This window comes from Pseudarthrobacter siccitolerans (genome assembly GCF_001046895.1).
GTDB classification, from domain to species: domain Bacteria; phylum Actinomycetota; class Actinomycetes; order Actinomycetales; family Micrococcaceae; genus Arthrobacter; species Arthrobacter siccitolerans.
Window position 1 is genome coordinate 87,110 of record NZ_CAQI01000036.1, and the last position, 20,047, is coordinate 107,156.

20 protein-coding genes and 1 riboswitch are annotated in these 20,047 nt (G+C 67.7%); of the genes, 12 read left to right on the forward strand and 8 right to left on the reverse strand.

The window, feature by feature from the left end; all coding sequences use genetic code 11:
- The 4 genes from ARTSIC4J27_RS06830 to thiE form a co-directional block, all read right to left on the reverse strand.
- Entirely contained in the window at positions 1 to 873 is an 873-nt protein-coding gene (locus ARTSIC4J27_RS06830; RefSeq protein ID WP_050054461.1) for a DNA-methyltransferase, read from the reverse strand.
- 8 nt (positions 874 to 881) lie between these two features.
- The gene (locus ARTSIC4J27_RS06835) at positions 882 to 2,570 is read right to left on the reverse strand and encodes a DEAD/DEAH box helicase (RefSeq protein ID WP_050054462.1); all 1,689 of its coding nucleotides are present in this window, start codon (positions 2,568 to 2,570) and stop codon (positions 882 to 884) included.
- Between the two features lie 289 nt (positions 2,571 to 2,859).
- Entirely contained in the window at positions 2,860 to 4,338 is a 1,479-nt protein-coding gene (locus ARTSIC4J27_RS06840) for an RNB domain-containing ribonuclease (protein WP_050054463.1), read from the reverse strand.
- Between the two features lie 118 nt (positions 4,339 to 4,456).
- Positions 4,457 to 5,194: a thiamine phosphate synthase gene (gene thiE, locus ARTSIC4J27_RS06845; protein ID WP_050054464.1), complete on the reverse strand. Its 738-nt coding sequence runs from the start codon at positions 5,192 to 5,194 to the stop codon at positions 4,457 to 4,459.
- A 27-nt stretch (positions 5,195 to 5,221) separates the two neighbouring features.
- A riboswitch (TPP riboswitch) is annotated at positions 5,222 to 5,340 on the forward strand.
- Between thiE and ARTSIC4J27_RS06850 the strand changes: the two genes are divergently transcribed.
- From ARTSIC4J27_RS06850 to ARTSIC4J27_RS06865, 4 genes are all read left to right on the forward strand, one after another.
- On the forward strand, positions 5,333 to 6,706 hold the full coding sequence (locus tag ARTSIC4J27_RS06850; protein ID WP_050054465.1) for an FAD-dependent oxidoreductase: 1,374 nt from the start codon (positions 5,333 to 5,335) through the stop codon (positions 6,704 to 6,706). It overlaps the preceding riboswitch by 8 nt.
- The gene (thiS, locus tag ARTSIC4J27_RS06855) at positions 6,703 to 6,939 is read left to right on the forward strand and encodes a sulfur carrier protein ThiS (protein WP_050054466.1); all 237 of its coding nucleotides are present in this window, start codon (positions 6,703 to 6,705) and stop codon (positions 6,937 to 6,939) included. Before ARTSIC4J27_RS06850 ends, thiS begins: the two co-directional genes overlap by 4 nt.
- Before the next feature lie 3 nt (positions 6,940 to 6,942).
- On the forward strand, positions 6,943 to 7,752 hold the full coding sequence (locus ARTSIC4J27_RS06860) for a thiazole synthase (RefSeq protein ID WP_050054467.1): 810 nt from the start codon (positions 6,943 to 6,945) through the stop codon (positions 7,750 to 7,752).
- 54 nt (positions 7,753 to 7,806) lie between these two features.
- Complete coding sequence (locus tag ARTSIC4J27_RS06865; protein ID WP_050054468.1) at positions 7,807 to 8,145, forward strand: 4a-hydroxytetrahydrobiopterin dehydratase; 339 nt, start codon at positions 7,807 to 7,809, stop codon at positions 8,143 to 8,145.
- Between the two features lie 56 nt (positions 8,146 to 8,201).
- Here ARTSIC4J27_RS06865 and ARTSIC4J27_RS06870 read toward each other — a convergent pair whose 3' ends face one another.
- The 3 genes from ARTSIC4J27_RS06870 to ARTSIC4J27_RS06880 are packed head-to-tail and all read right to left on the reverse strand — an operon-like array spanning position 8,202 to position 9,486.
- Positions 8,202 to 8,504 (reverse strand): hypothetical protein, encoded by a 303-nt coding sequence (locus tag ARTSIC4J27_RS06870; protein ID WP_050054469.1) that lies wholly within the window; start codon positions 8,502 to 8,504, stop codon positions 8,202 to 8,204.
- A gap of 40 nt (positions 8,505 to 8,544) precedes the next feature.
- Positions 8,545 to 8,769 (reverse strand): DUF3107 domain-containing protein, encoded by a 225-nt coding sequence (locus ARTSIC4J27_RS06875; protein WP_050054470.1) that lies wholly within the window; start codon positions 8,767 to 8,769, stop codon positions 8,545 to 8,547.
- Positions 8,770 to 8,820: 51 nt separating this feature from the next.
- Positions 8,821 to 9,486 carry a TetR/AcrR family transcriptional regulator gene (locus ARTSIC4J27_RS06880; protein ID WP_050054471.1) on the reverse strand — a complete coding sequence of 222 codons (666 nt, stop codon included), beginning with the start codon at positions 9,484 to 9,486 and terminating at the stop codon, positions 8,821 to 8,823.
- An 84-nt stretch (positions 9,487 to 9,570) separates the two neighbouring features.
- Here ARTSIC4J27_RS06880 and moeB point away from each other — a divergent pair, with 84 nt between their 5' ends.
- Entirely contained in the window at positions 9,571 to 10,770 is a 1,200-nt protein-coding gene (moeB, locus tag ARTSIC4J27_RS06885; RefSeq protein ID WP_050054472.1) for a molybdopterin-synthase adenylyltransferase MoeB, read from the forward strand.
- Positions 10,771 to 10,929: 159 nt separating this feature from the next.
- Here moeB and ARTSIC4J27_RS06890 read toward each other — a convergent pair whose 3' ends face one another.
- Entirely contained in the window at positions 10,930 to 12,249 is a 1,320-nt protein-coding gene (locus ARTSIC4J27_RS06890) for a glutamyl-tRNA reductase (protein ID WP_050054473.1), read from the reverse strand.
- A gap of 158 nt (positions 12,250 to 12,407) precedes the next feature.
- Between ARTSIC4J27_RS06890 and hemE the strand changes: the two genes are divergently transcribed.
- From hemE to ARTSIC4J27_RS06925, 7 genes are all read left to right on the forward strand, one after another.
- Positions 12,408 to 13,502 carry a uroporphyrinogen decarboxylase gene (gene hemE, locus ARTSIC4J27_RS06895; protein ID WP_050054474.1) on the forward strand — a complete coding sequence of 365 codons (1,095 nt, stop codon included), beginning with the start codon at positions 12,408 to 12,410 and terminating at the stop codon, positions 13,500 to 13,502.
- Between the two features lie 3 nt (positions 13,503 to 13,505).
- Positions 13,506 to 14,927 carry a protoporphyrinogen oxidase gene (gene hemG, locus ARTSIC4J27_RS06900; RefSeq protein WP_050054475.1) on the forward strand — a complete coding sequence of 474 codons (1,422 nt, stop codon included), beginning with the start codon at positions 13,506 to 13,508 and terminating at the stop codon, positions 14,925 to 14,927.
- A 106-nt stretch (positions 14,928 to 15,033) separates the two neighbouring features.
- Positions 15,034 to 16,038, forward strand: coding sequence for a hypothetical protein (locus ARTSIC4J27_RS06905; RefSeq protein WP_152683799.1), 1,005 nt, complete (start codon positions 15,034 to 15,036; stop codon positions 16,036 to 16,038).
- Positions 16,039 to 16,151: 113 nt separating this feature from the next.
- Entirely contained in the window at positions 16,152 to 16,853 is a 702-nt protein-coding gene (gene hemQ / locus ARTSIC4J27_RS06910) for a hydrogen peroxide-dependent heme synthase (RefSeq protein ID WP_050054477.1), read from the forward strand.
- On the forward strand, positions 16,850 to 18,139 hold the full coding sequence (locus ARTSIC4J27_RS06915) for a ferrochelatase (protein WP_050054478.1): 1,290 nt from the start codon (positions 16,850 to 16,852) through the stop codon (positions 18,137 to 18,139). Before hemQ ends, ARTSIC4J27_RS06915 begins: the two co-directional genes overlap by 4 nt.
- Positions 18,136 to 19,134: a hydroxymethylbilane synthase gene (gene hemC / locus ARTSIC4J27_RS06920; RefSeq protein ID WP_050054479.1), complete on the forward strand. Its 999-nt coding sequence runs from the start codon at positions 18,136 to 18,138 to the stop codon at positions 19,132 to 19,134. Before ARTSIC4J27_RS06915 ends, hemC begins: the two co-directional genes overlap by 4 nt.
- 57 nt (positions 19,135 to 19,191) lie before the next feature.
- Complete coding sequence (locus ARTSIC4J27_RS06925) at positions 19,192 to 20,040, forward strand: uroporphyrinogen-III synthase (protein ID WP_050054480.1); 849 nt, start codon at positions 19,192 to 19,194, stop codon at positions 20,038 to 20,040.
- Positions 20,041 to 20,047: the final 7 nt, after the last annotated feature.

The window sequence follows — 20,047 nt, forward strand, 5'->3', positions numbered from 1 at the left end:
CTACTTGGGTGGGAAGGCCGTGAACTCGGCGTGGGCACCCAGGCGCTTGGCCATGATGTCGATCGCAGGCTGGTTCTGGTCGACGCACACAAACTTCCGGCCCAGCTTCGCGGAGACGGCGCCCAAGGTTCCCGAGCCTGCGAAGAAGTCCAGGCACCAGTCTCCGGGCCTGCTTGAGGCTGCCACCACGCGGCGGACCAGGCCCTCCGGCTTCTGCGTGGGGTAGCCGGTTTTTTCCTTGCCGGTGGGCGAGACAATGGTGTGCCACCAGACGTCCGTGGGCAGCTTTCCCAGTTCCCGTTTGGCGGGGGTGACCAGTCCGGGCGCCATGTAGGGTTCCCGGTCCACCTCGGCGCTGTCGAAGTGGTACTTCGCCGGGTTCTTGACGTAGACCAGGATGTTGTCGTGCTTGGTGGGCCAGCGGTTTTTGGCCCGGGCACCGTAGTCGTAGGCCCAGATGATCTCGTTCAAAAAGCACTCGCGGCCAAAGATCGCATCCAGCATCACCTTGGCATAGTGCACCTCGCGGTAGTCCAGGTGCAGATACAGTGTGCCGTCCTCCGCCAGCAGGCGCCACGCCTCAACAAGGCGCGGCTCAAGGAAGGACCAGTAATCGCTGAATGCGTCGTCGTAGCGGTGCAGCGCGCCCTTGATGGTGTCATAGGAGCGCCCTTTGAAGCCCAGTCGGTCTCCGGTGCCGTCCGCGTTGGCCACCATGGTGGTCTGCTGGCGCTGCTGGGGCCGGCCGGTGTTGAACGGCGGGTCCACATAAATCAGTGTGAAGGCGCCGTCCGGCAGCGAGGGGAGGAACTCCGCGTTGTCCGCGTGAACCACCAGGCTGCTGCCGTCCGGCGCCCAGACAGTGTCAGTCATGAAGGGGTTTAGGCCTCGGTGCTGCCAGGCTGTGCGGCCTTCTCGCCGGCCACTACCTCGCCATTGCGGCGGCGGGTCCGCGTGCGCGGGCGCCGCGTACGCGAGGGCTGTTCCGTTTCGGTCGCGGCCGGGGTCTCACCGGCAGCGGCAGGACTTTCGGTTGCGTCGGCAGTACGACGGCGGCGCTCACCGGAGCGGCCGGTATCACCTCCGGTGCGTCCGCCTTCGCGGTTTCCGCCGCGGCCTTCACGGCCGCGGTTGTCCCGGTCACGGCCGTCGCGCTCGCGGGTGCGTCCGCCGCTGCGGCTGTTTTTCTTGCCGGTCTCGCCCAGGTCTTCGAGGACCTCGGCGTCAACGCCGGCAAGGGTCCGTTTGTCACGCGGCAGGCGGCCCTTGGTGCCTACGGGAATATCGAGTTCCTCGAAGAGGTGCGGCGAGGAGGAGTAAGTTTCCACGGGCTCCGGCACACTCAGGCCCAGGGCCTTGTTGATCAAGCCCCAGCGGGGCATGTCGTCCCAGTCAACGAAGGTGACCGCGGTGCCCTTGTTGCCCGCACGGCCGGTGCGGCCCACGCGGTGCAGGTAGATCTTCTCGTCTTCGACGCACTGGTAGTTGATGACGTGGGTGACGTCGTCGACGTCGATGCCGCGGGCGGCGACGTCGGTGGCCACGAGGACATCAACCTTGTTGTTGCGGAAGGCGCGCAGCGCCTGCTCGCGGGCGCCCTGGCCCAGGTCGCCGTGGATGGCGGCGGCGGCGAATCCGCGGTCCACCAGTTCCTCGGCCACCTTGGCGGCGGTGCGCTTGGTCTTGGTGAAGATGATGGTGCGTCCGCGGCCCCTGGCCTGGAGGATGCGGGCCACCACCTCGATCTTGTCCATGCTGTGGGCGCGGTAGATCAACTGGCGGATGTCGCGCTTGGTCAGGCCTTCATCCTCGGGGTCAGCGGCGCGGATGTGCGTGGGCTGCGTCATGTAGCGGCGGGCCATGGCGATGACGGGGCCGGGCATGGTGGCGGAAAACAGCAGGGTCTGGCGGACCGCCGGCGTCGCGGCGATGAGGGTTTCGACGTCCGGGAGGAAGCCAAGATCCAGCATTTCGTCCGCTTCGTCCAGGATGACGATCTTGACGTTCTTCAGGCTCAGGTGCTTCTGCTTGTAGAGGTCGATGAGCCGGCCCGGGGTGCCCACCACAACCTCCACGCCCTGCTTCAGGGCTTCCACCTGGGGCTCATAGGCGCGGCCGCCGTAGATGGTGGCGATGCGTGCGTTGCGCTTCCGTGACGCGGTCTGCAGGTCGTTGGCCACCTGGACCGCGAGTTCGCGGGTGGGAACGATCACCAGGGCCTGCGGCGCACCGGGAACGGCGAGCTTTTCGTAGCCGGGATCGTCCTGGCCCACCACCCGCTGGAGTGCGGGGATGCCGAAACCGAGGGTCTTGCCGGTACCGGTCTTGGCCTGGCCGATGATGTCATGGCCGGACAGGGCCACCGGCAGCGTCATGGCCTGGATGGGGAAGGGGTGCGTGATCCCGGCGTCGGCCAGGGATTCGACGATGTCGGCGCGCACGTTGTAGTCCGCGAAGGATTTTTCCGCGATCTCGTGCGGCTTCTCGTCCGAGATGATGGTCTCTTCCGGCTCGATGGTTTCGGTGCCGGACTCGTCGGTCAGAAGCTGGTGGGTATGCAATTCACTCACTGGGGAGTTTCCTTATTCATTTGGGCAATGGCGCTGCCTGCTCAACGGGCCTGCCGTAAGGCTGTTCCGGAGCACGCTCGGGCGCACAAGCAATTCCAGTGGAAGCCGATCGCGGGCTATCTAAATGCTGGCACTGGTGACCAGCGGGTAAATCTCAAGATCGCGTAGGGGCGGGCTTGTTGGTTTCAAATCAAGGAAATCAACGACCGGGCATCCATTTCTACTCCTTCAGTCTAGCCGCAGGGAGCTGAAATACCGGCTTTGGGCCTTCAATGCCGCCCCGGCGCTGCTATTGCGCCAGCTCGAAATGGACTTCCCGCGTCGCGATATCGGAGGAGACCAGGCGCACCCGGACCTTGGTTCCGGGCTCCAGTTCGCCGGCGCAGCGGGCTGTCACCGCCGGGTCCGCGATCTGGATGGACCCCGAACCGCCGTTCCCGTTGCCATTGCCGTTCCCATTCTTGCCATTGTCCTTTTGCGGCTTGGACCCGGAAATGACGATTGCGTCGAACTCCTGGCCCACGTGGTTGACCAGCAGGGCCGCCTCCACGGTGTCCAGGGCCATTTTCTCCATCCGTGACGCGAGCTGGTCGGACCCGGCCATGATCTCGGGCAACGTTGGCAGGGCTTCGCGCGCCCAGGCGGGAACCTTGCCGCCGTTGCTCAATGCCTCGCAGATCACCAGGACAAAGCGGTCCACCAGGCGGCGCAAGGGGGCAGTGGTGTGCGCATAGGCGGCGCCGATGGCGGACTGGATGGCATCTTCGGGCACGGATCCGTCAAAGGCCGTGTAGGAGGCGCCGCGGAACAGCATCCCGGCGGAGTGCATGATGGCCAGCTGGCGGGGATCGGTGGGGTCCAGGCTCCGCAGGTACTCGCCGTAGCTGACTTCGCCGTCCCAGGGCTTACCCAAGGCTTCGGTCTGCAGCCGGAAATGGTTCAGGGAGCGTTCATCGGGCGAAGGCATGGTGCGCAGGATGCCTACCTTCCCCGTCAGCATGAGGCGGGCCGCTGCCATCCCGGTCATCAGCGAGATCTGCGCGTTCCAGTCCTCCACTGGAAGCTGGGGAGCGGCGGCGATCCGGTAGCTGCCGTCGGGCAGCTGGACGATCTCCTGGTCGGGCATGTTCAGGCTGGCGCCGCCGCGGGCCCGCTCCAGTTCCACGCGCTTGAGCCCCACCTCTTTGAGGAGCCGCAGCACCGGCGGGGCCGTCCCGGCGTCGAGTTCGGCCTGCGTGCCCTTATAGCTGAGCTTGGCCCGGCTGCGGATACGCGCCCGCCTGACGGCGACGGAGGTCACCTCTGCTGCGCTGTCCAGGCGGAAATCCCAGACAAACGCGGAGCAATCCTGGTCCGGAAGGAGGCTGCCGGCCTGTTCACTGATGATTTCCGGATGCAGCGGGATCCGCCCGTCCGGTGCGTAGAACGTCTGCCCGCGGCGGCGTGTTTCAGCATCCAGCGGTCCGCCCGGGCTGACAAATGCGGGCACGTCGGCGATGGCGTAGAGCACGTGGTACCCGTCGCCGTCGCGCTCGATAAACAGAGCCTGGTCCAGATCGGTGGAGGACGCGGGATCAATGGTGACGAACTCGACGGCGGTCAGGTCGTAGGCAGGCAGCTGCAGGGATTCCACGGCTGCTTTGGCATCAGCCACAGCGTCGTCCGGGTAGGCCCCGGGCAGCTCCAGTTCGGTCCGCAGCGCACTGAGCGCCGCCTCGAGCGCGTTGTTGTGCTCGTGGACGTTGGGAGCCAGCCGATGGTGTGACACGAAAATCAGCCTAACTCGAATTCCGGCGATAATGCAGGCACCCGGGCCGGGAAGGGTGCAGGGTAAATAGCACGGTAACGAGCGTCAGCGGGCCGGACCGCCAGAGGCCGGGGCAGCCTCAGGAACCCGGCGCATCCAAGGCCGCGAGGAGCGATGCGGCGGCGGCCGCAGGATCGGCGGCCTCCGTGATGGCCCGGACCACCACAATGCGCCGGGCGCCTGCCTCCACCACCTGCTCCACATTGCTGTGGTCGATGCCGCCAATGGCAAACCAGGGGACACCGCCGTCGGCCTGTCCGTCCTGCCCGGCAGCGCCCGCAGCCGCGGCGGCGTACTCCACCAGCTCGAGTCCGACGGCGGCCCGCCCCGGCTTGGTGGGTGTTGCCCACACCGGGCCCACGCAGAAGTAGTCCAGCCCTGCGGGCCCTGCGGCTGCAGCGAGGGCGGCGTCCACCTGCTCCGGTGCGTGGCTGGACAGTCCGATGGCTGCGTTGCCGTTCAGCAGGGTGCGCGCGGCGGCCAGGGGGAGGTCCTTCTGGCCGATATGGAACACCGGCGCGCCGGACAGCACTGCGATGTCAGCCCTGTCATTGACGGCCCACAGCCGGCCGTGGCGCTCGGCAGTTTCCTTCAGCACGGCCAGGAGTTCCAGCTCCTCCGCGGCCTCGATGGTCTTGTCCCGGAGCTGGATGATGTCCACGCCCCCGGCAAATGCGGCATCCACGAACTGCCCGAAATCGCCGCGGTCCTTGCGGGCATCCGTGCAGAGGTAGAGGCGCGCTGAGCTGAGGCCGTTGCTGATTTTGGTGGTGCTGAGGACATCGGTGCCGGCGGCAGGAGTGTGGGACACATTCATGGGGGCAAGCCTAGTTCCTCTACACTTGCCTCGTACTGCGGGAGCCCGCGGCAGCTGTCACAAAGCGCCGGGCTGAGAGGGCGTCAGAGCCGACCGCTTGACCTGATCCGGCTAGTACCGGCGTAGGGAAGGAGACACATGGGCGCACCGTCGATCCAGGGCCCACCGGAAAAACCGTCCATACCTTCGGACATCATTCGGGCTGACGTGGCCGTGATCGGCGGCGGAGTCATCGGCCACGGCATCGCCTGGGAGGCGCAACGCTCGGGGCGCACCGTGGCGCTCATCGACGACGCCCCGGGTGCCGGCGCCAGCTGGGCCGCCGCCGGAATGCTCGCCCCCGTCAGCGAACTGCACTACCAGGAAAAAGAGCTCCTCGAGCTGATGCTGGACGCCTCGGCCCGCTGGCCCGCTTTTGTGGCCGGCCTCCGCACAGCATCGGGTGCTGATCCTGGATACATCACGACGCCGACCCTCGCCGTAGGTGCCGACGCCGCAGACCGCCGGGCGCTGATGGACCTGCGCGCGGTGCAGCAGGCCAACGGACTCACCGTGGAACCGCTCACCGTCCGTGAAGCCCGCCGGCGGGAGCCGCTGCTCAGCCCGGCCATCGCCTGTGCGCTGGACACCCCGGCCGACCACCAGGTGGATCCGCGGTTGCTGGTGGACTGCCTGCGGCGCGCGCTCGCCGGCTACGGCGTGGACGGAACCAGGGACGAAGGTGCCCGCAGCGGGACCCGACAGGATGGGGCAGCAGTAGCCGGCGCCGTCGACGGTTACGCGGTGCCGGACAAAGCGGCATCGCTGCTGTGGCAGGACGGCGCTGTTGCCGGCGTGCGGTTGGCCGGCGGGGGAACCGTCCTGGCCGGTGAGACCGTAGTGGCGAACGGGCTGCACGCGGCGGAACTGGGGTTCCTCCCGGAGGGTCTGCACCTTCCGCTGCGGCCTGTCTATGGGGACATCCTGCGGCTCGCCGTGCCCCGGCATCTGCAACCGCTGGTGACTTCCACCGTCCGCGGACTGGTGCGCGGGGTCCCGGTGTATATCGTTCCCCGCCGGGACGGGACGGTGGTGATCGGGGCAACCCAGCGCGAAGATGCGCCCTCTACCCCCGGCGCCGTTTCCGCCGGTGGCGTCTACCAGCTGCTCCGCGACGCACAGGTGCTGCTTCCCGCCGTCGCCGAACTCGAGCTGCTCGAATGCACCGCCCGGGCCCGTCCCGGAACACCGGACAATGCGCCGCTGCTGGGCCGGGTTCCCGCAACGGACGGCGGTGGCCGGTCCGGCGGACACCTTCCCGGGCTCATCATCGCCACCGGGTTCTTCCGGCACGGCGTCCTGCTGGCACCGGCAGCCGCCGCCATCTGCCGGGATCTCCTGGACGGCTACGAAGATCCCCGCTGGGCGCCCTTCAGCCCCGCCCGCTTCAACCGGACTCCTGCCCCAGCGGCAACCACCCCCTACCCAACCGGCCGCCTGAGCCACCAACCGCCCACAAAGGAAACAGTATGAACATCACCTTGAACGGAACGCCGCACCCCGTGCCGGATGGTGCTTCCATCACGCTGCTCGTCAGCCAGGTCACAGGACGGCCCCTCGGGGCTGACGGCCAGGCCACCGATGGGCAGAAGCTCGGCGTGGCCGTGGCACACAACGCGCAGGTAGTGCCGCGGAGCCAGTGGTTTGCCACCGCGCTCGCGGACGGCGACGAGGTTGAACTCGTCACGGCTGTGCAGGGAGGCTGACCCATGAGCGAAACCATCACCGCTGCGTCCTCCTCCGCGCTCCAGGACCCGCTGGTCATCGACGGCGTGGAACTGTCCTCCCGGCTGATCATGGGAACCGGCGGCGCGCCCAGCCTTGACGGCCTCGGCGCAGCACTCCTCGCTTCCGGCACCAGTCTGACCACCGTGGCCATGCGCCGCTACTCGACGGCGGAAACAGGCTCGCTGTTCCAGCTGCTGGTGGACCATGGCATCCGGGTGCTGCCCAACACCGCCGGCTGCTTCACTGCCCGGGACGCCGTGCTGACGGCAGAACTGGCCCGTGAGGCGCTGGAAACGGACTGGGTGAAGCTGGAAGTCATTGCCGACGAACAGACCCTCCTGCCGGACGCCGTCGAACTGGTGGACGCCACCGAGCAGCTCGTCAACAGGGGCTTCAAGGTGTTCGCCTACACCAACGACGATCCTGTCCTGGCCCTCCGGCTCGAAAACCTCGGGGCCACGGCGGTGATGCCGCTCGGATCACCCATCGGCACCGGCCTGGGCATCCTGAATCCGCACAACATTGAACTGATTGTGTCCCGGGCCTCGGTTCCGGTGGTGCTGGACGCAGGTATCGGGACCGCCTCGGACGCAGCCCTCGCCATGGAGCTGGGCTGCGATGCCGTCCTGCTGGCCACTGCGGTGACCCGGGCCCAGAATCCTGCGGTGATGGGGGAGGCCTTCAAACACGCGGTGATCGCCGGTAGGCTGGCGAAGACGGCCGGCAGGATACCGCGCCGCGAACATGCACTGGCGTCGTCGGCCATGGAAGGCCGGGCCGAGTTCCTGTAGCTTCTCCGGCGCACGGCGGCACCGGGGCATGCGCACCGCAACAGAGGAGCAGCCATGTCCAGCAAGGACGTTCTTTCCCCCGAACGGCTCGAGGACGCCCTGGCCGTCCTGCCCCACTGGCGCTACCGCGAGGGGGCCCTGGTGACGGTGTACAAGATGCCGACGTCGGCTGCCGCGCTGGAACTGATTGCCGCCGTCGGGCGCCTTGCCGAGGAACAGAACCACCACCCGGACCTGGACTGGCGGTACAACAGGGTGTTCCTCCGCTACACGTCCCATGACGCCGGGGGAGAGGTCACCGCCCGCGACGTGGGGGCGGCAGAGGCAGTCAGTGAGGCCGCCGCCGCAGTCCATGCCGTTGCCGAGCCGGCCAAACACCCCGCCGCCCTTTAACCGGACGTGACCACTGCCCCCGAAGGGTAGTGGTCACGTCCGGATGGTTCTCCGGGCTAGAGCTTCAAAGCCGCGGTGAGCCGTTCCAGATCCCGCTTGGCACGGGTGCGGCCCAGGTAGATGACTACTGCCACCGCCGCCGCGGAGCCGAGGACCATGGGCAGGATCCACGGCATCCAGGTCAGCCCCGGACGGTACCCGAAACCTGCGGCCATCAGGATGATCCAGCTCAACGCTCCCACACCCACCGCGACGCCGGCCGGCACGCCAACCCCGTACTTGGTATGGCGTTTGTCGTTCGCCCAGACGATGAAACCTGCGGCTGCTGTCACCAGCACCACTATGGTCAACGAAAGCATCGGCCCTCCTCGGAACGCCCGTCCTGATAGAAGGCGGGGGCTAGAACTGGCCGAACCCTACGCGGCGGACTTCTTCAGCGCCGATTTCCACGTAGGCCAGAGCCTTGCCGGGAACAATGATCAGGCGTCCCTTGTCATCCTTCAGGCGCAGGTCACCGCCGTTGCTGATGGCATCCTCGACGACCTTGGCCACGGAGTCTGCGTCCTCGTTCGACTCCAGCACAATTTCGCGGCCAACGTTCTGAACGCCGATCTTTACTTCCACAGGGGGCCTCCCAGCCAGTTAACGTTTCTCGGGTTATGTCTTATTTGTAGTCTAGGACTCTTTGGGGAAGCGAGAGATTCCGCGCCAAGCTAAACGGTAAATGAGGTCGCTGGCCACATCGAGGTCCAGGTTGCCGTCCGTTTCGAGCCAGTACCGTGCGCTCACCTGGGCCATGCCGGCAAGTCCGCGGCCCAACAGTTCGGCCTCCAGGTGCGGAAGTTTGGTGTCCTCGGCGATGACTCGTGCGATGGCGTCCGCAAACGTCCGGTTGAAAGTCTCCAGCCGTGAGCTGACATCGGGATCATTGATGAGGTCTGACTCGAAGACCAGCCGGTGTGCCTGGTCATCGTTGGCGATGAACTGGAAATAGGCACGCATAACAGCCTGCACGCGCTCATCGTTGTCCGTGGTGGAGTTCAGCGCCCCCAGCATCAGTTCGGTGAGGGAGGCCAGGTGGCTTTCCAGCAGGGCCAGGTACAGCTCCCGCTTGGAGGGGAAGTGCTGGTAAAGGACAGGCTTGCTGACGTGGGCGGTCTCTGCGATCTCGTCCATGGCCGCGCCGTGGTACCCGTTGGCCACAAAAACTTCCTGCGCCGCGGAAAGGAGTTGTGCCCGTCTCTCGTCCCTGGGAAGCCGGGCGGACCGTTGCCCGGCGGGGCGCGGGGCGGTTTGCGGTTCGGCTGCGGACGGGCGGCCGGCCCGTGCTTCATGGACCACAGTTGTCCTTCTTTCGCTTGCAGTTACCCCCACTCTACTTCGGGGTAATATGACCCGGCGGTATCCCGGGGCATACATTGAAGTATGGCTTCGACATCCACCGCAAATGTTTCAGCAGTTTCACTGGCTCCGCTGGTTGAACCGGCAGGTGAGCTCACTGCCGCAGAAGTGGAACGCTACTCGCGCCACCTCATCATTCCCGAGATCGGGGCGGTGGGGCAGAGGCGGCTCAAAAACGCCAAAGTGCTGGTCATCGGCGCCGGCGGGCTGGGTTCACCGGCGCTGCTGTACCTCGCCGCTGCGGGCGTGGGAACGCTGGGCATCATCGACGACGACGCCGTTGACCTCAGCAACCTGCAGCGCCAGGTCATCCATGGCGTCGCGGATGTGGGCCGGCCGAAGATCGAGTCAGCACGCGACGCCATTGCCGCGCTCAACCCCTTGGTGGACGTCCGGCTGCACAACGTCCGGCTGGATGCGTCCAACGCCCTGGAGCTGTTCGCCGGCTATGACCTCATCCTGGACGGCGCGGACAACTTCGCCACCCGCTATCTTGTGAACGACTCCGCTGCCATCCTGGGCAAACCCTACGTCTGGGGTTCCATCTTCCGGTTCGACGGCCAGGTGAGCGTCTTCTGGGAGAAGCATGGCCCTACGTACCGCGACCTCTACCCTGAGGCGCCGCCCGCCGGTTCTGTGCCTTCCTGCGGTGAGGGCGGCGTGTTCGGCATGCTCTGCGCCGCCGTGGGATCGCTGATGGTGACCGAGGCAGTCAAGCTGATCACCGGCGTCGGACGTTCATTGCTGGGCCGCGTGGCGCTGTTTGACGCCTTGGGGGGAAGCTGGCGGGAGATCCGTGTTTCGAAGGACCCTGCGGCGGCGCCCATCACGGAACTCACGGACTACGAGGCGTTCTGCGGCATTACCCCCGAGGCACCCTCGGACACCGAACACACCGTCACGCCAACCCAGCTGGCCACCATGCTCGCGTCCCGGAAGGCCGGGTTGAAGGACTTTGAGCTGGTGGATGTCCGGGAATCCGGGGAGTACGACATCGTCCGGATTGACGGGGCCAGGCTGATTCCGCAGGGGCGGATCCTGGCAGGCGAGGCGTGGAGTGAACTTCCGCAGGACAAGGAGATTGTGTTCCTCTGCAAGGCGGGCACCCGTTCATCGAACGTGCTGGCCGCGGCGCAGCGGGCAGGCTACCAGCGGGTCAGCCATCTCGACGGCGGGATCCTCGCCTGGGTGCGCGACGTCGAACCCAACAAGCCCGTCTACTAACCCGAACCAGCAACGCTCTCTCACTTAACGTGCTTTTTCGAAGGACGCTCTCTCACTTTCCTGAAGAAAGCGAGAGAGCGTTAGGGGAAAAGCCGCATTAAGTGAGAGAGCGTTGCCGAAAAGGGCGCGTTGAGTGAGGGAGGGTTGCCCCGGGGGCGCTCAGGCCGATTCGCGGTCGCTGTGGTCCACCGGGCACTCGGCCTGGGGGACAGCGCGTGCTGCCGGCTGCTCCACGGTGATGCCGTAGAGGGCCTCCAGGGCCGCCACATACTCGTCCTGCTGACCGTTGGCCGCCAGTTCGCGGGCGCGGACTGTGGGGACGTGCAGCAGTTGCTTGACCATGCGGCGCAGGGCGAACTCCACTTCTTCGGCGGCGGCGGTGCAGCCGTGCCGGGCGCGGACCTTTTCCATCTCGGCGTCCAGCACGCTCATGGTGTGCCGGCGCAGGGCAACAATCGCCGAGTCCACGGACCGGGCCTCCCGCTCCTGTTCGAAGGCCTTGGCGGCGCCGCTGACGATGCCGCTTGCCTGGGCCAGGGATTCGGCCTGTTCCTGCGGTGCGGCGAGGCGCACGGACTCCAGGGTCAGCAGTTCGACGCCGTCAAGCTCACCGACGCCGGGGTCAAAGTCATGGGTGAGCGCCAGGTCGATAGCGATCAGCGGCTGGGGCGAGTCCGCGCGGACCAGGGCCAGTTCGTCGGCCTCCACCCGCGTGTCCGAACCGCTGCAGCCGATCATCACGTCCGCGGCAGCCACTGCCGGCCGGAGAGACTCGGCGTCCAGGGCGGTGCCGCCGCGGGTTGCCACGAAGCCTTCGGCACGGCCGGAGGAGGAGAAAACGGAGATGTCGGTGCAGCCCCGTTCACGCAGCAGCGCCATGGTGGCGCCGGCGTAGGCACCGGTCCCGAAGACCACCACCTTTTTGGTGGTCCAGTCCGGGTTTTCGGAAAGATCGGTGGCGAGGTCGAGGGCCACCGAGACGATGGACAGGCCCCTGGATCCGAGGGCAGTCTGTGCGCCCACATCCTTGGCCGTCTTGGATGCAGCCTGGAACAGCCGGACGAGGCCCGAGCTGGCGGTGCCTTCGTGCTGCGCGGTGATGAGGGCGCGGCGCACCTGGCCTGCGATTTCACGTTCGCCGACCACGGCGGAGTCCAGCCCGGCGCTGACGGCAAACAGGTGCTGGGTGACTTCCGGGCCCGTGCGGGTGCTGAAGGAGCGGGAGACGAGCGGTTCGCTCAGTCCGCTGGCTTCGCTGATCTGGGCGACGAGGGCGGCGCGGGCGGCCTCAACATCGTCCGGATGGGGGGCCTCGCCGTAGATTTCGTAGCGGTTGCAGGTGGCAAGGACAACCGCACCCGTCACTGCCGGCGATCCGGAGAGGGCGGATGTGGCGATCTCCGAAGCACCGTTGCTCAACTGAGCAACGGTCTCAAGATCGATGTCGGCGTGTGTTGCCACCAATGAAAAAAGAACCACAGCAGGTCAATCATAGCTTTTTCGTTCCGCGGTAGAACAACTGTCCGGCCCGGGAGCGGCAGCGGGGGGCTGTGATTCCTGACACGGCGCGCCTAGCGGGCCTCAGCATGACAGCCTGTCGTTATCTTTTACTGCCGTTTTTGGGCACAATCGAAGGCATGACTTCCAGCCCTGCCATGTCCGCTGCCGGCGCCCTCGCCGCAGACCACCCGCTCGTGGACGGCCGCACCGCTGACTCGCCGCTGATCACGGCCTACCGGGGCGGCAAGCCGTCCCGGCGCCCTGTCTGGTTTATGCGGCAGGCAGGCCGCTCCCTTCCCGAATACCTGAAGGTCCGCGAAGGCGTCGCGATGCTGGACTCCTGCCTCCGGCCGGAACTCGCGTCGGAAATCACGCTCCAGCCGGTCCGCCGCCATGACGTCGACGCCGGCATCTTCTTCTCGGACATCGTGATTCCGCTGAAGCTGGCCGGTGTTGGCGTGGACATCGTGCCCGGCGTCGGACCGGTCCTGGACAAGCCGGTGCGGACAGCGGCCGACGTTGCCGCACTCCCGCAGCTGACATGGGAGGCTCTGGAACCCATCCGCGAGGCGGTGCGTCTCACGGTGGCCGAACTCGGCAAGACACCCCTGATCGGCTTTGCCGGAGCGCCCTTCACACTGGCGGCCTACATGGTGGAAGGCAAGCCCTCCCGGGACCACCTCGGCCCGCGGACCATGATGCACGCGGACCCCGAGACCTGGACCGCGCTGGCCAACTGGGCCGCTGACGCCTCCGGAATGTTCCTCCGCGCGCAGCTCGAGGCGGGTGCCTCCGCCGGTCAGCTTTTTGATTCCTGGGCGGGCTCCCTGGGCCTGGCCGACTACACCAAATTCGTGGCCCCTGCCTCCGCGCGCGCCCTTGACCATGTGCGGCACCTTGGCGCGCCGCTGATCCACTTCGGCACCGGCACCTCCGAGCTCCTGGTGGCCATGCGCGACGTGGGCGTGGACGTGGTGGGGGTTGACTACCGCCTTCCGCTGGATGAAGCCAACCGGCGGCTCGGCGGATCCGTCCCGCTGCAGGGCAATATCGACCCCGCCCTGCTGTCCGCCCCGTGGGAGATCCTCGAGGCCCACGTCCGTGCTGTCATCAAGGCCGGCTCAGCGGCACCGGGCCACGTCCTGAACCTCGGCCACGGCGTCCCCCCGGAAACTGACCCCGCCGTCCTGACCCGGGTTGTAGAGCTCATCCACTCCATCTCCCCGGAGTAAAGCGTGGACGCCAACTCCGCCGTGGCTCTGGACGCCCTGGTGCTGGGAGGGGGGATCTCAGGGCTGTTGTCCGCCCGGGAACTTGCCGCTGCCGGACACCGGGTAACCGTCCTGGAAGCGGGGCATGAGTGGGGTGGCTGCGTGGGAAGCCACGTGGTGGCCGGCCTCACCCTTGACAGCGGAGCCGAGTCATTCGCCACCCGGTCCGACGCCGTCGCCGCCCTTGCCGACGAGCTGGGCCTGTCCGGGAAGATTGTCCAGCCCAGGCCCGGCGGCGCCTGGGTGCAGCTTCCGGACGGTCCGCGCGAACTTCCCAAAACCGGCGTCCTGGGCATCCCGGCCAACCCCTGGGATCCCGAAGTCCGCCGCTCCCTGGGGCTGGTTGGCTCCCTGCGGGCGTCGCTGGACAGGATCCTGCCCGCCTCCATCGGCGCCGCCGCGGACGTTGTCAGCGTGGCCGCGCTGGTCAAAGCAAGGATGGGCGGCCGCGTCCTTGAGCGGCTGGTGGCGCCGGTAGTAGGAGGCGTCCATTCCGCTGACCCGGCCCTGCTCGACGTCGACATGGTGGCACCGGGACTCCGCGACGGACTCCGCAGGCACGGCTCGCTGGCCGCCGCCGTAGCTGCCCAGCGGCGCAACAGCGCCGGACCCGCCAAGGCAGGCTCCGCCGTTGCCGGCCTCGAAAGCGGCATGCACACGCTGGTTAGCGCGTTGGTCAGTGACCTCCGCGCCCGGGGAGTCACGCTCCTGCCCGGTACGCGCGCGGTTTCGGTGGCCAGGACCTCTGAAGGATGGCGCGTGGGCGCCGCCGGAAAAACGTACGACGCCGGCCTGCTGGCAGTTGCGGTGGACGGTCCGGCCGCCGTCGGACTGCTGGAAGCAGCGGTCCCCGCGATCGCCGGCAAGAAGCCTGCTGCGGGGCCGGACGTGCAGCTTGTCACCCTGGTCCTGGACAAACCTGACCTTGACCGCCGCCCCCGTGGCACGGGCATCCTCGTGGCGCCGCAAACTCCCGGCGTCAGGGCCAAGGCCCTCACCCATGCGACCGGCAAATGGGACTGGCTCGCGGAAGCCGCGGGTCCCGGCCGGCACGTCCTTCGGCTCTCCTACGGGCGCGTCGACGGTAGGGGCAGTGCGCCAGCCGCCCTTGATACAGATGACGAACTCCTCGCCGCGTCACTGGCCGATGCCTCGGCACTGCTGGGCGTCGCCATCAGCCGGCAGGACGTTGTGGACTGGGACGTTGTCCGGTGGCCGGGATCCCTCCCGTTTGCCGCCGTGGGACACCGTGCCCGCGTGGCTGCCATCAGGGAAGCCTGCAGCGCGGCCGGCGGCCTCGCCGTGGTGGGCGGGTGGGTGGCCGGCAACGGACTCGCCGCAGTGGTGTCCGACACACTGAAGCAAATCCGCAAGCTCAGCGCCTGAACGTTGTTACTGGTCAGCCCGGCGATTCCCGTGAACGGACCTCCTCCGGGCCGGCTCTGAGGGCTTCCGCCGGCTTTCATTTCGCCTCGCCCCATGGTTAGGGTCGATGACTATGGTCCAACACAAGTCCGAGCTTTCAATGTCCCGGACTGGTATCCATGGGGGAATCCGGCGCGGCGCTGCAGCCGCGGCAATCGGAGCGGTACTGGTTCTATCAACAGGCGCGTCGGCGTCCCAAGCCGAGGAAGGAACACCGGATCCCGGAGATTCCGCGGCCCCGGCCGTGGACACCAAGTCACTGCCCTTGGTGGCCTCACTGACCGGTCAACATGGGCGCGAGGATGCACCCGGCCAGAACCGCGATAAGAACCCCAAGGCCGGCGGTAACGGCAAACCCGGTGCCCGCCCTGCGGTCAGCGCTTCCGCTTCCGCCTCTGCGGTTCCTTCAGCCCTCCTGCCGGCCATCACTGCCACGCAGTCGCCCGCATCCGGGCCGGCAACCGCCACGCCTTCGCCGGTTCCGACGGCCGATGCGCCAGCCAGCACGCCGACGGCAACCCGGCCTGCCACCTCTCCTGCGGGCTCCGGCCCGGCATCGCCCGGAACGTCTCCGGCTCCTGCGTCCTCCGGCCCGGCCCAGGCTTCCGCCCCGGCGTCATCCGCCGCGTTGAGCCCGGCGGGTGGAACCCCGGCTGGAACGCCGGTTCAAACCCCGGCCGCTGGAAATCCGACTTCCGGTGCCCCTGCCGTTCAGATGCCAGGCGCACAGGAAACGCCAGCCCGTGCGGCTGCGCAGAACGGCCAGGTCGGATCCAATGCCGCGCAGCTTCCAGGCGGGCAGGAAACTTCCGGAACTGAGACCTCGGCAGGAACTGCACCCGGTGCGGCAGCCCCGGGGAACGCCGCGTATCTGCCGCTTTATGCAGTGCCGCAGGCCAACTCGGAATGGGCCCCTTCCTACAGTGCAGGGGCGCTGGGCAATAGCGTGCGGAGCAGCGCAGAGCTGAAGGCGCAGCCGGAGCCGAAGAGCGCCCTGGTGTGGCTAGGCTCGGGGCTGGTGGGAGTCGCCGGAGCCGCGGGACTGGTCTTTTTCCGGCTGCGGAACCCCTAGGTCCGGCCGCGGTCCCCTCAAACAGGGAACGCTGCTGTGACTTTAAGCACTTCTACACGTTGTAGAACTCGCTGGTTTCGACTTGGCGGGTACGAAGGGGCAAACTTGTAACCATGAGCCACACTTCTGCCGAATCTGTCACTAAAACCGAAGAATCAGCCGAGCAGTTCTTTACCCTCTGGACGGTCTTCAAGCGCTCCGAAACCCTGATCCGCAGCGCTGACGCTGCCACCGACTTCGAAGCGCTGCTGGAACGGCTGGCCCAGGGCGGCGTGACGCACCGCGGCAGCTACGACGTATCCGCAATGCGCGCAGACGCCGATGTGATGGTGTGGCTCCATGGCCCGAAGCCCGAGGCCCTCCAGCAGGCAATCCGGGACATCCGCCGCAGCACGCTCTTCGCCGGAACCGAGATCGTCTGGTCCGCCATGGGCGTGCACCGCGAAGCCGAGTTCGCCAAGAACCACACACCCGCCTATTCCCGGGGCGTCGCACCGGCGGAATGGCTCTGCGTCTACCCGTTCGTCCGCTCGTACGAGTGGTACATCCTGCCCGAGGCCGAGCGCGGCAAGATGCTCCGCGACCACGGGCTGCTCGGCCGCGACTTCCCGCAGGTCATCTCCAACACCGTTTCCTCCTTCGCTCTGGGCGACTGGGAATGGATCCTGGGCCTGGAAGCGCCTGAGCTCGTGGACCTGGTGGACCTCATGCGCCACCTGCGCGCCACCGAGGCACGCAACCACGTCCGGGAGGAAATCCCGTTCTACACCGGCCGCCGCATCTCCGCCGCCGAGGTTGCCGAGGTGCTCGCATGAGCCCGCTCGAAGCCCGGGACCCGGCCGAAGTTACTGCCGTGAACCCCGTCACCGAGGCAGGACGGATGGCGCCGAAGAACTACGACGCCGTTTTGCTCGCCTCCTTCGGGGGGCCCGAAGGCCAGGAGGACGTCATCCCGTTCCTCCGCAACGTCACCCGCGGCCGGGGCATCCCGGACGAGCGGCTTGAGGAAGTGTCACACCACTACCGGGCCAATGGCGGCATCAGCCCCATCAACCAGCAGAACCGTGAACTCAAGGCTGCCCTCGAGGCTGAACTGTCCGCCCGCGGCATCGAGCTGCCCGTGCTGTGGGGCAACCGCAACTGGGCCCCCTACATCCCGCAGACGCTGCAGGACGCTTACGACGCCGGCCACCGCCGCCTCCTGATGGTCACCACGAGTGCCTACTCCTGTTACTCCAGCTGCCGCCAGTACCGCGAGGACATCGGCATGGCACTGACCGAAACCGGCCTGGACGGCAGGCTCGAGGTGGACAAGGTGCGCCAGTACTTCGACCATCCCGGTTTTGTGGAACCCTTCATCGAAGGCACCGCCGCCGGCCTGGCTTCCGTCCGCGAACAGCTCGCCGCTGCCGGCACCCCCGACGCGCCGGTGCAGATCCTGTTTGCCACCCACTCCATCCCCACCCGGGACGCCGACGCGGCAGGCCGGTCAGAGGGTGAACCCCGCGAATTCGAAGAGGGTTCGGCCTACGTTGCCCAGCACCTGGCCACCGGTGCCGCAGTGATGCAGCGCGTCGAAGAGGAAACCGGCCTGACCGCCCCCTGGTCCCTGGTGTACCAGTCCCGGTCCGGTGCCCCGCACGTGCCGTGGCTGGAGCCGGACATCAACGACGCCATCGAGGAACTCGCCGGCCAGGGCATCAAGGGCATTGTTATTGTGCCGCTCGGGTTCGTCAGCGACCACATGGAAGTCGTCTGGGACCTGGACACTGAAGCGCTGGAAACCTGCGCCAACCTTGGCCTTGCTGCCACCCGGGTGCCCACCCCCGGCACGCACCGCAAGTTCGTCAACGGCCTCGTGGACCTGATTTCCGAGCGGACCGTGGCCAACAACATCAGCGATCGTCCCGCCGTGACCGCCCTTGGTCCCTGGTACGACGTGTGCCGGCCGGGATGCTGCGCGAACTTCCGCGGGGAAAAGCCGACCATCGCCGGAGCGGACACCACCGTAGGCACGGGCCACGATCCCTACCCTGGCGAAGCAGCTGCCGGCCAGGCCGCGGCCGCGTCAAATGCTGCCGGGGGAGCGCCGCAGCAGTGACGGTCCGCATCGGAACCCGCGCCAGCAAGCTCGCGCTCACCCAGACGCAGCAGACAGCGGACCAGCTCGCCGCCGTCGGAGGCTTCCCCGTGGAGCTTGTCCACATCAGGACCGACGGCGACGTCCTCACCGGTTCCTTGTCGCAGATGGGCGGCACGGGCGTTTTCGTCGCCGCCCTGCGCGATGCGCTGCTGCGCAGCGAGTGCGACGTGGCGATCCATTCCCTGAAGGACCTGCCCACCGGCGCCGCAGTGGGGCTCAGCCTGGCGGCCACCCCGAAGCGGGTGGACGTCCGCGATGTCCTGTGTGCCCGTGACGGGCTCAAGCTCGCCGATCTCCCGTCCGGAGCTACTGTTGGGACCGGTTCACCCCGCCGGGCAGCACAGCTCCGCGCCGCCCGCCCCGACCTGGACATCAAGGACATCCGCGGCAACGTTGACACCCGGCTGGGCAGGGTACCCGGGCTGCCGGGCAACGCCACGGACCAAGTGGTTCCGGGCAAATCCTGCGACCTCGACGCCGTAGTCCTGGCCGCGGCCGGGCTGGAAAGGATCGGCCGGCTGGACGCCGTCAGCGAATTCCTCGAAACGGACGTGATGCTTCCCGCCGCAGGGCAGGGCTCGCTGGCCATCGAATGCCGCACCGCTGACGCTCCGCCGCGCCCCGGCTCCACCGAAGGGTCCAAGGAGGTCCTGGCCCAGGCACTGGCCGCCCTTGATGACCTGGACACCCGCCTGGCTGTCACTGCCGAACGTGCCTTGCTGGCCCGCCTCGAGGCAGGCTGCGCCGCCCCGGTCGGCGCGTACGCCTACCGCAAGGGCAGCACGCTCCACCTCGAAGCCGTGGTGTGCGCCGTGGACGGCACCGCGTCGGTCAGGGACAAGCGGGCAACCGACGGCCTGACGGACGTGGGGGCCACCCTGCTGGGCATCGAACTCGCCGAGGTCCTCCTGTCCGCCGGTGCCGCCGGCATCGCAGACCTGCAGGCTTCCTGAGTCAGCCATGGGACTGCTTTCACGCCACCGGAACCCCGTTCACGGGGGTCGCTGAGCATGCCTGGCAGCAAGCCGCTTGACGGGGTCCGGGTCCTGATCACCCGGAGCCCGGAACGTTCGCTGCCCCTGGTGGCGGCGCTCCACGAGGCGGGCGCGCAGGCGGTGCTGCTGCCCCTGATCGACTTTGAGCGCGCCGCAGACCAGCATTCGCTGGACGTGGCCTGCGATGCCATGGGCGCCGGTGCCTTCGACTGGCTGGTAGTCACCAGCGCCACCACAGTACATGTCCTGCTGGCCAAGGCTGCTGAACGTGGCCTCAGCTTGCGGCGGTGGATCCCCGCCGGCACCCGGATCGCTGCCGTGGGACCGGCCTCCCGCCGGCTCCTGGAAACCGCAGGCCTGCCGGTGGAACTGACGCCCCGGGACGAACAGTCGGCAGCTGGACTCCTGGAGGTATGGCCGGCCCGGGCCGGGAAGGTCCTGCTGCCCCAGGCGGACATCGCGCCGGCGCGCCTCGCCGAAGGGCTGAAGGCGGCAGGCTGCCTCGTCACGGCTGTCACCGCCTACCGGACCGTCGAGTATCCGGCGGCAGCGGAGCGCAGGCTCGCCATCCCAGCGGAGGACGCGGGACCTGGCCAGGTGCCGCCGTCGTACTCCCTGCTGGCGCCGGAAGCAGCGGCAGCGGACATCGCCGCCGGACTCATCCACGCGGTGGTGGCTGCCTCGCCCAGCGCGGTGCGGCGGATCCATGCGCTCTCGCCGCTGCACGGGTGCCGGCTGGTGGCGATCGGACGGTCGACGGCGGAGCAGGCCGCCGCGCTCGGCCTTCCCGTGGCTGCCATCGCCGCAGAGCCAACGCCGCAAGGCCTGGTGGCCGCGGTGGAAACGGCGCTCGCCGCGGGTTGACGGGCCG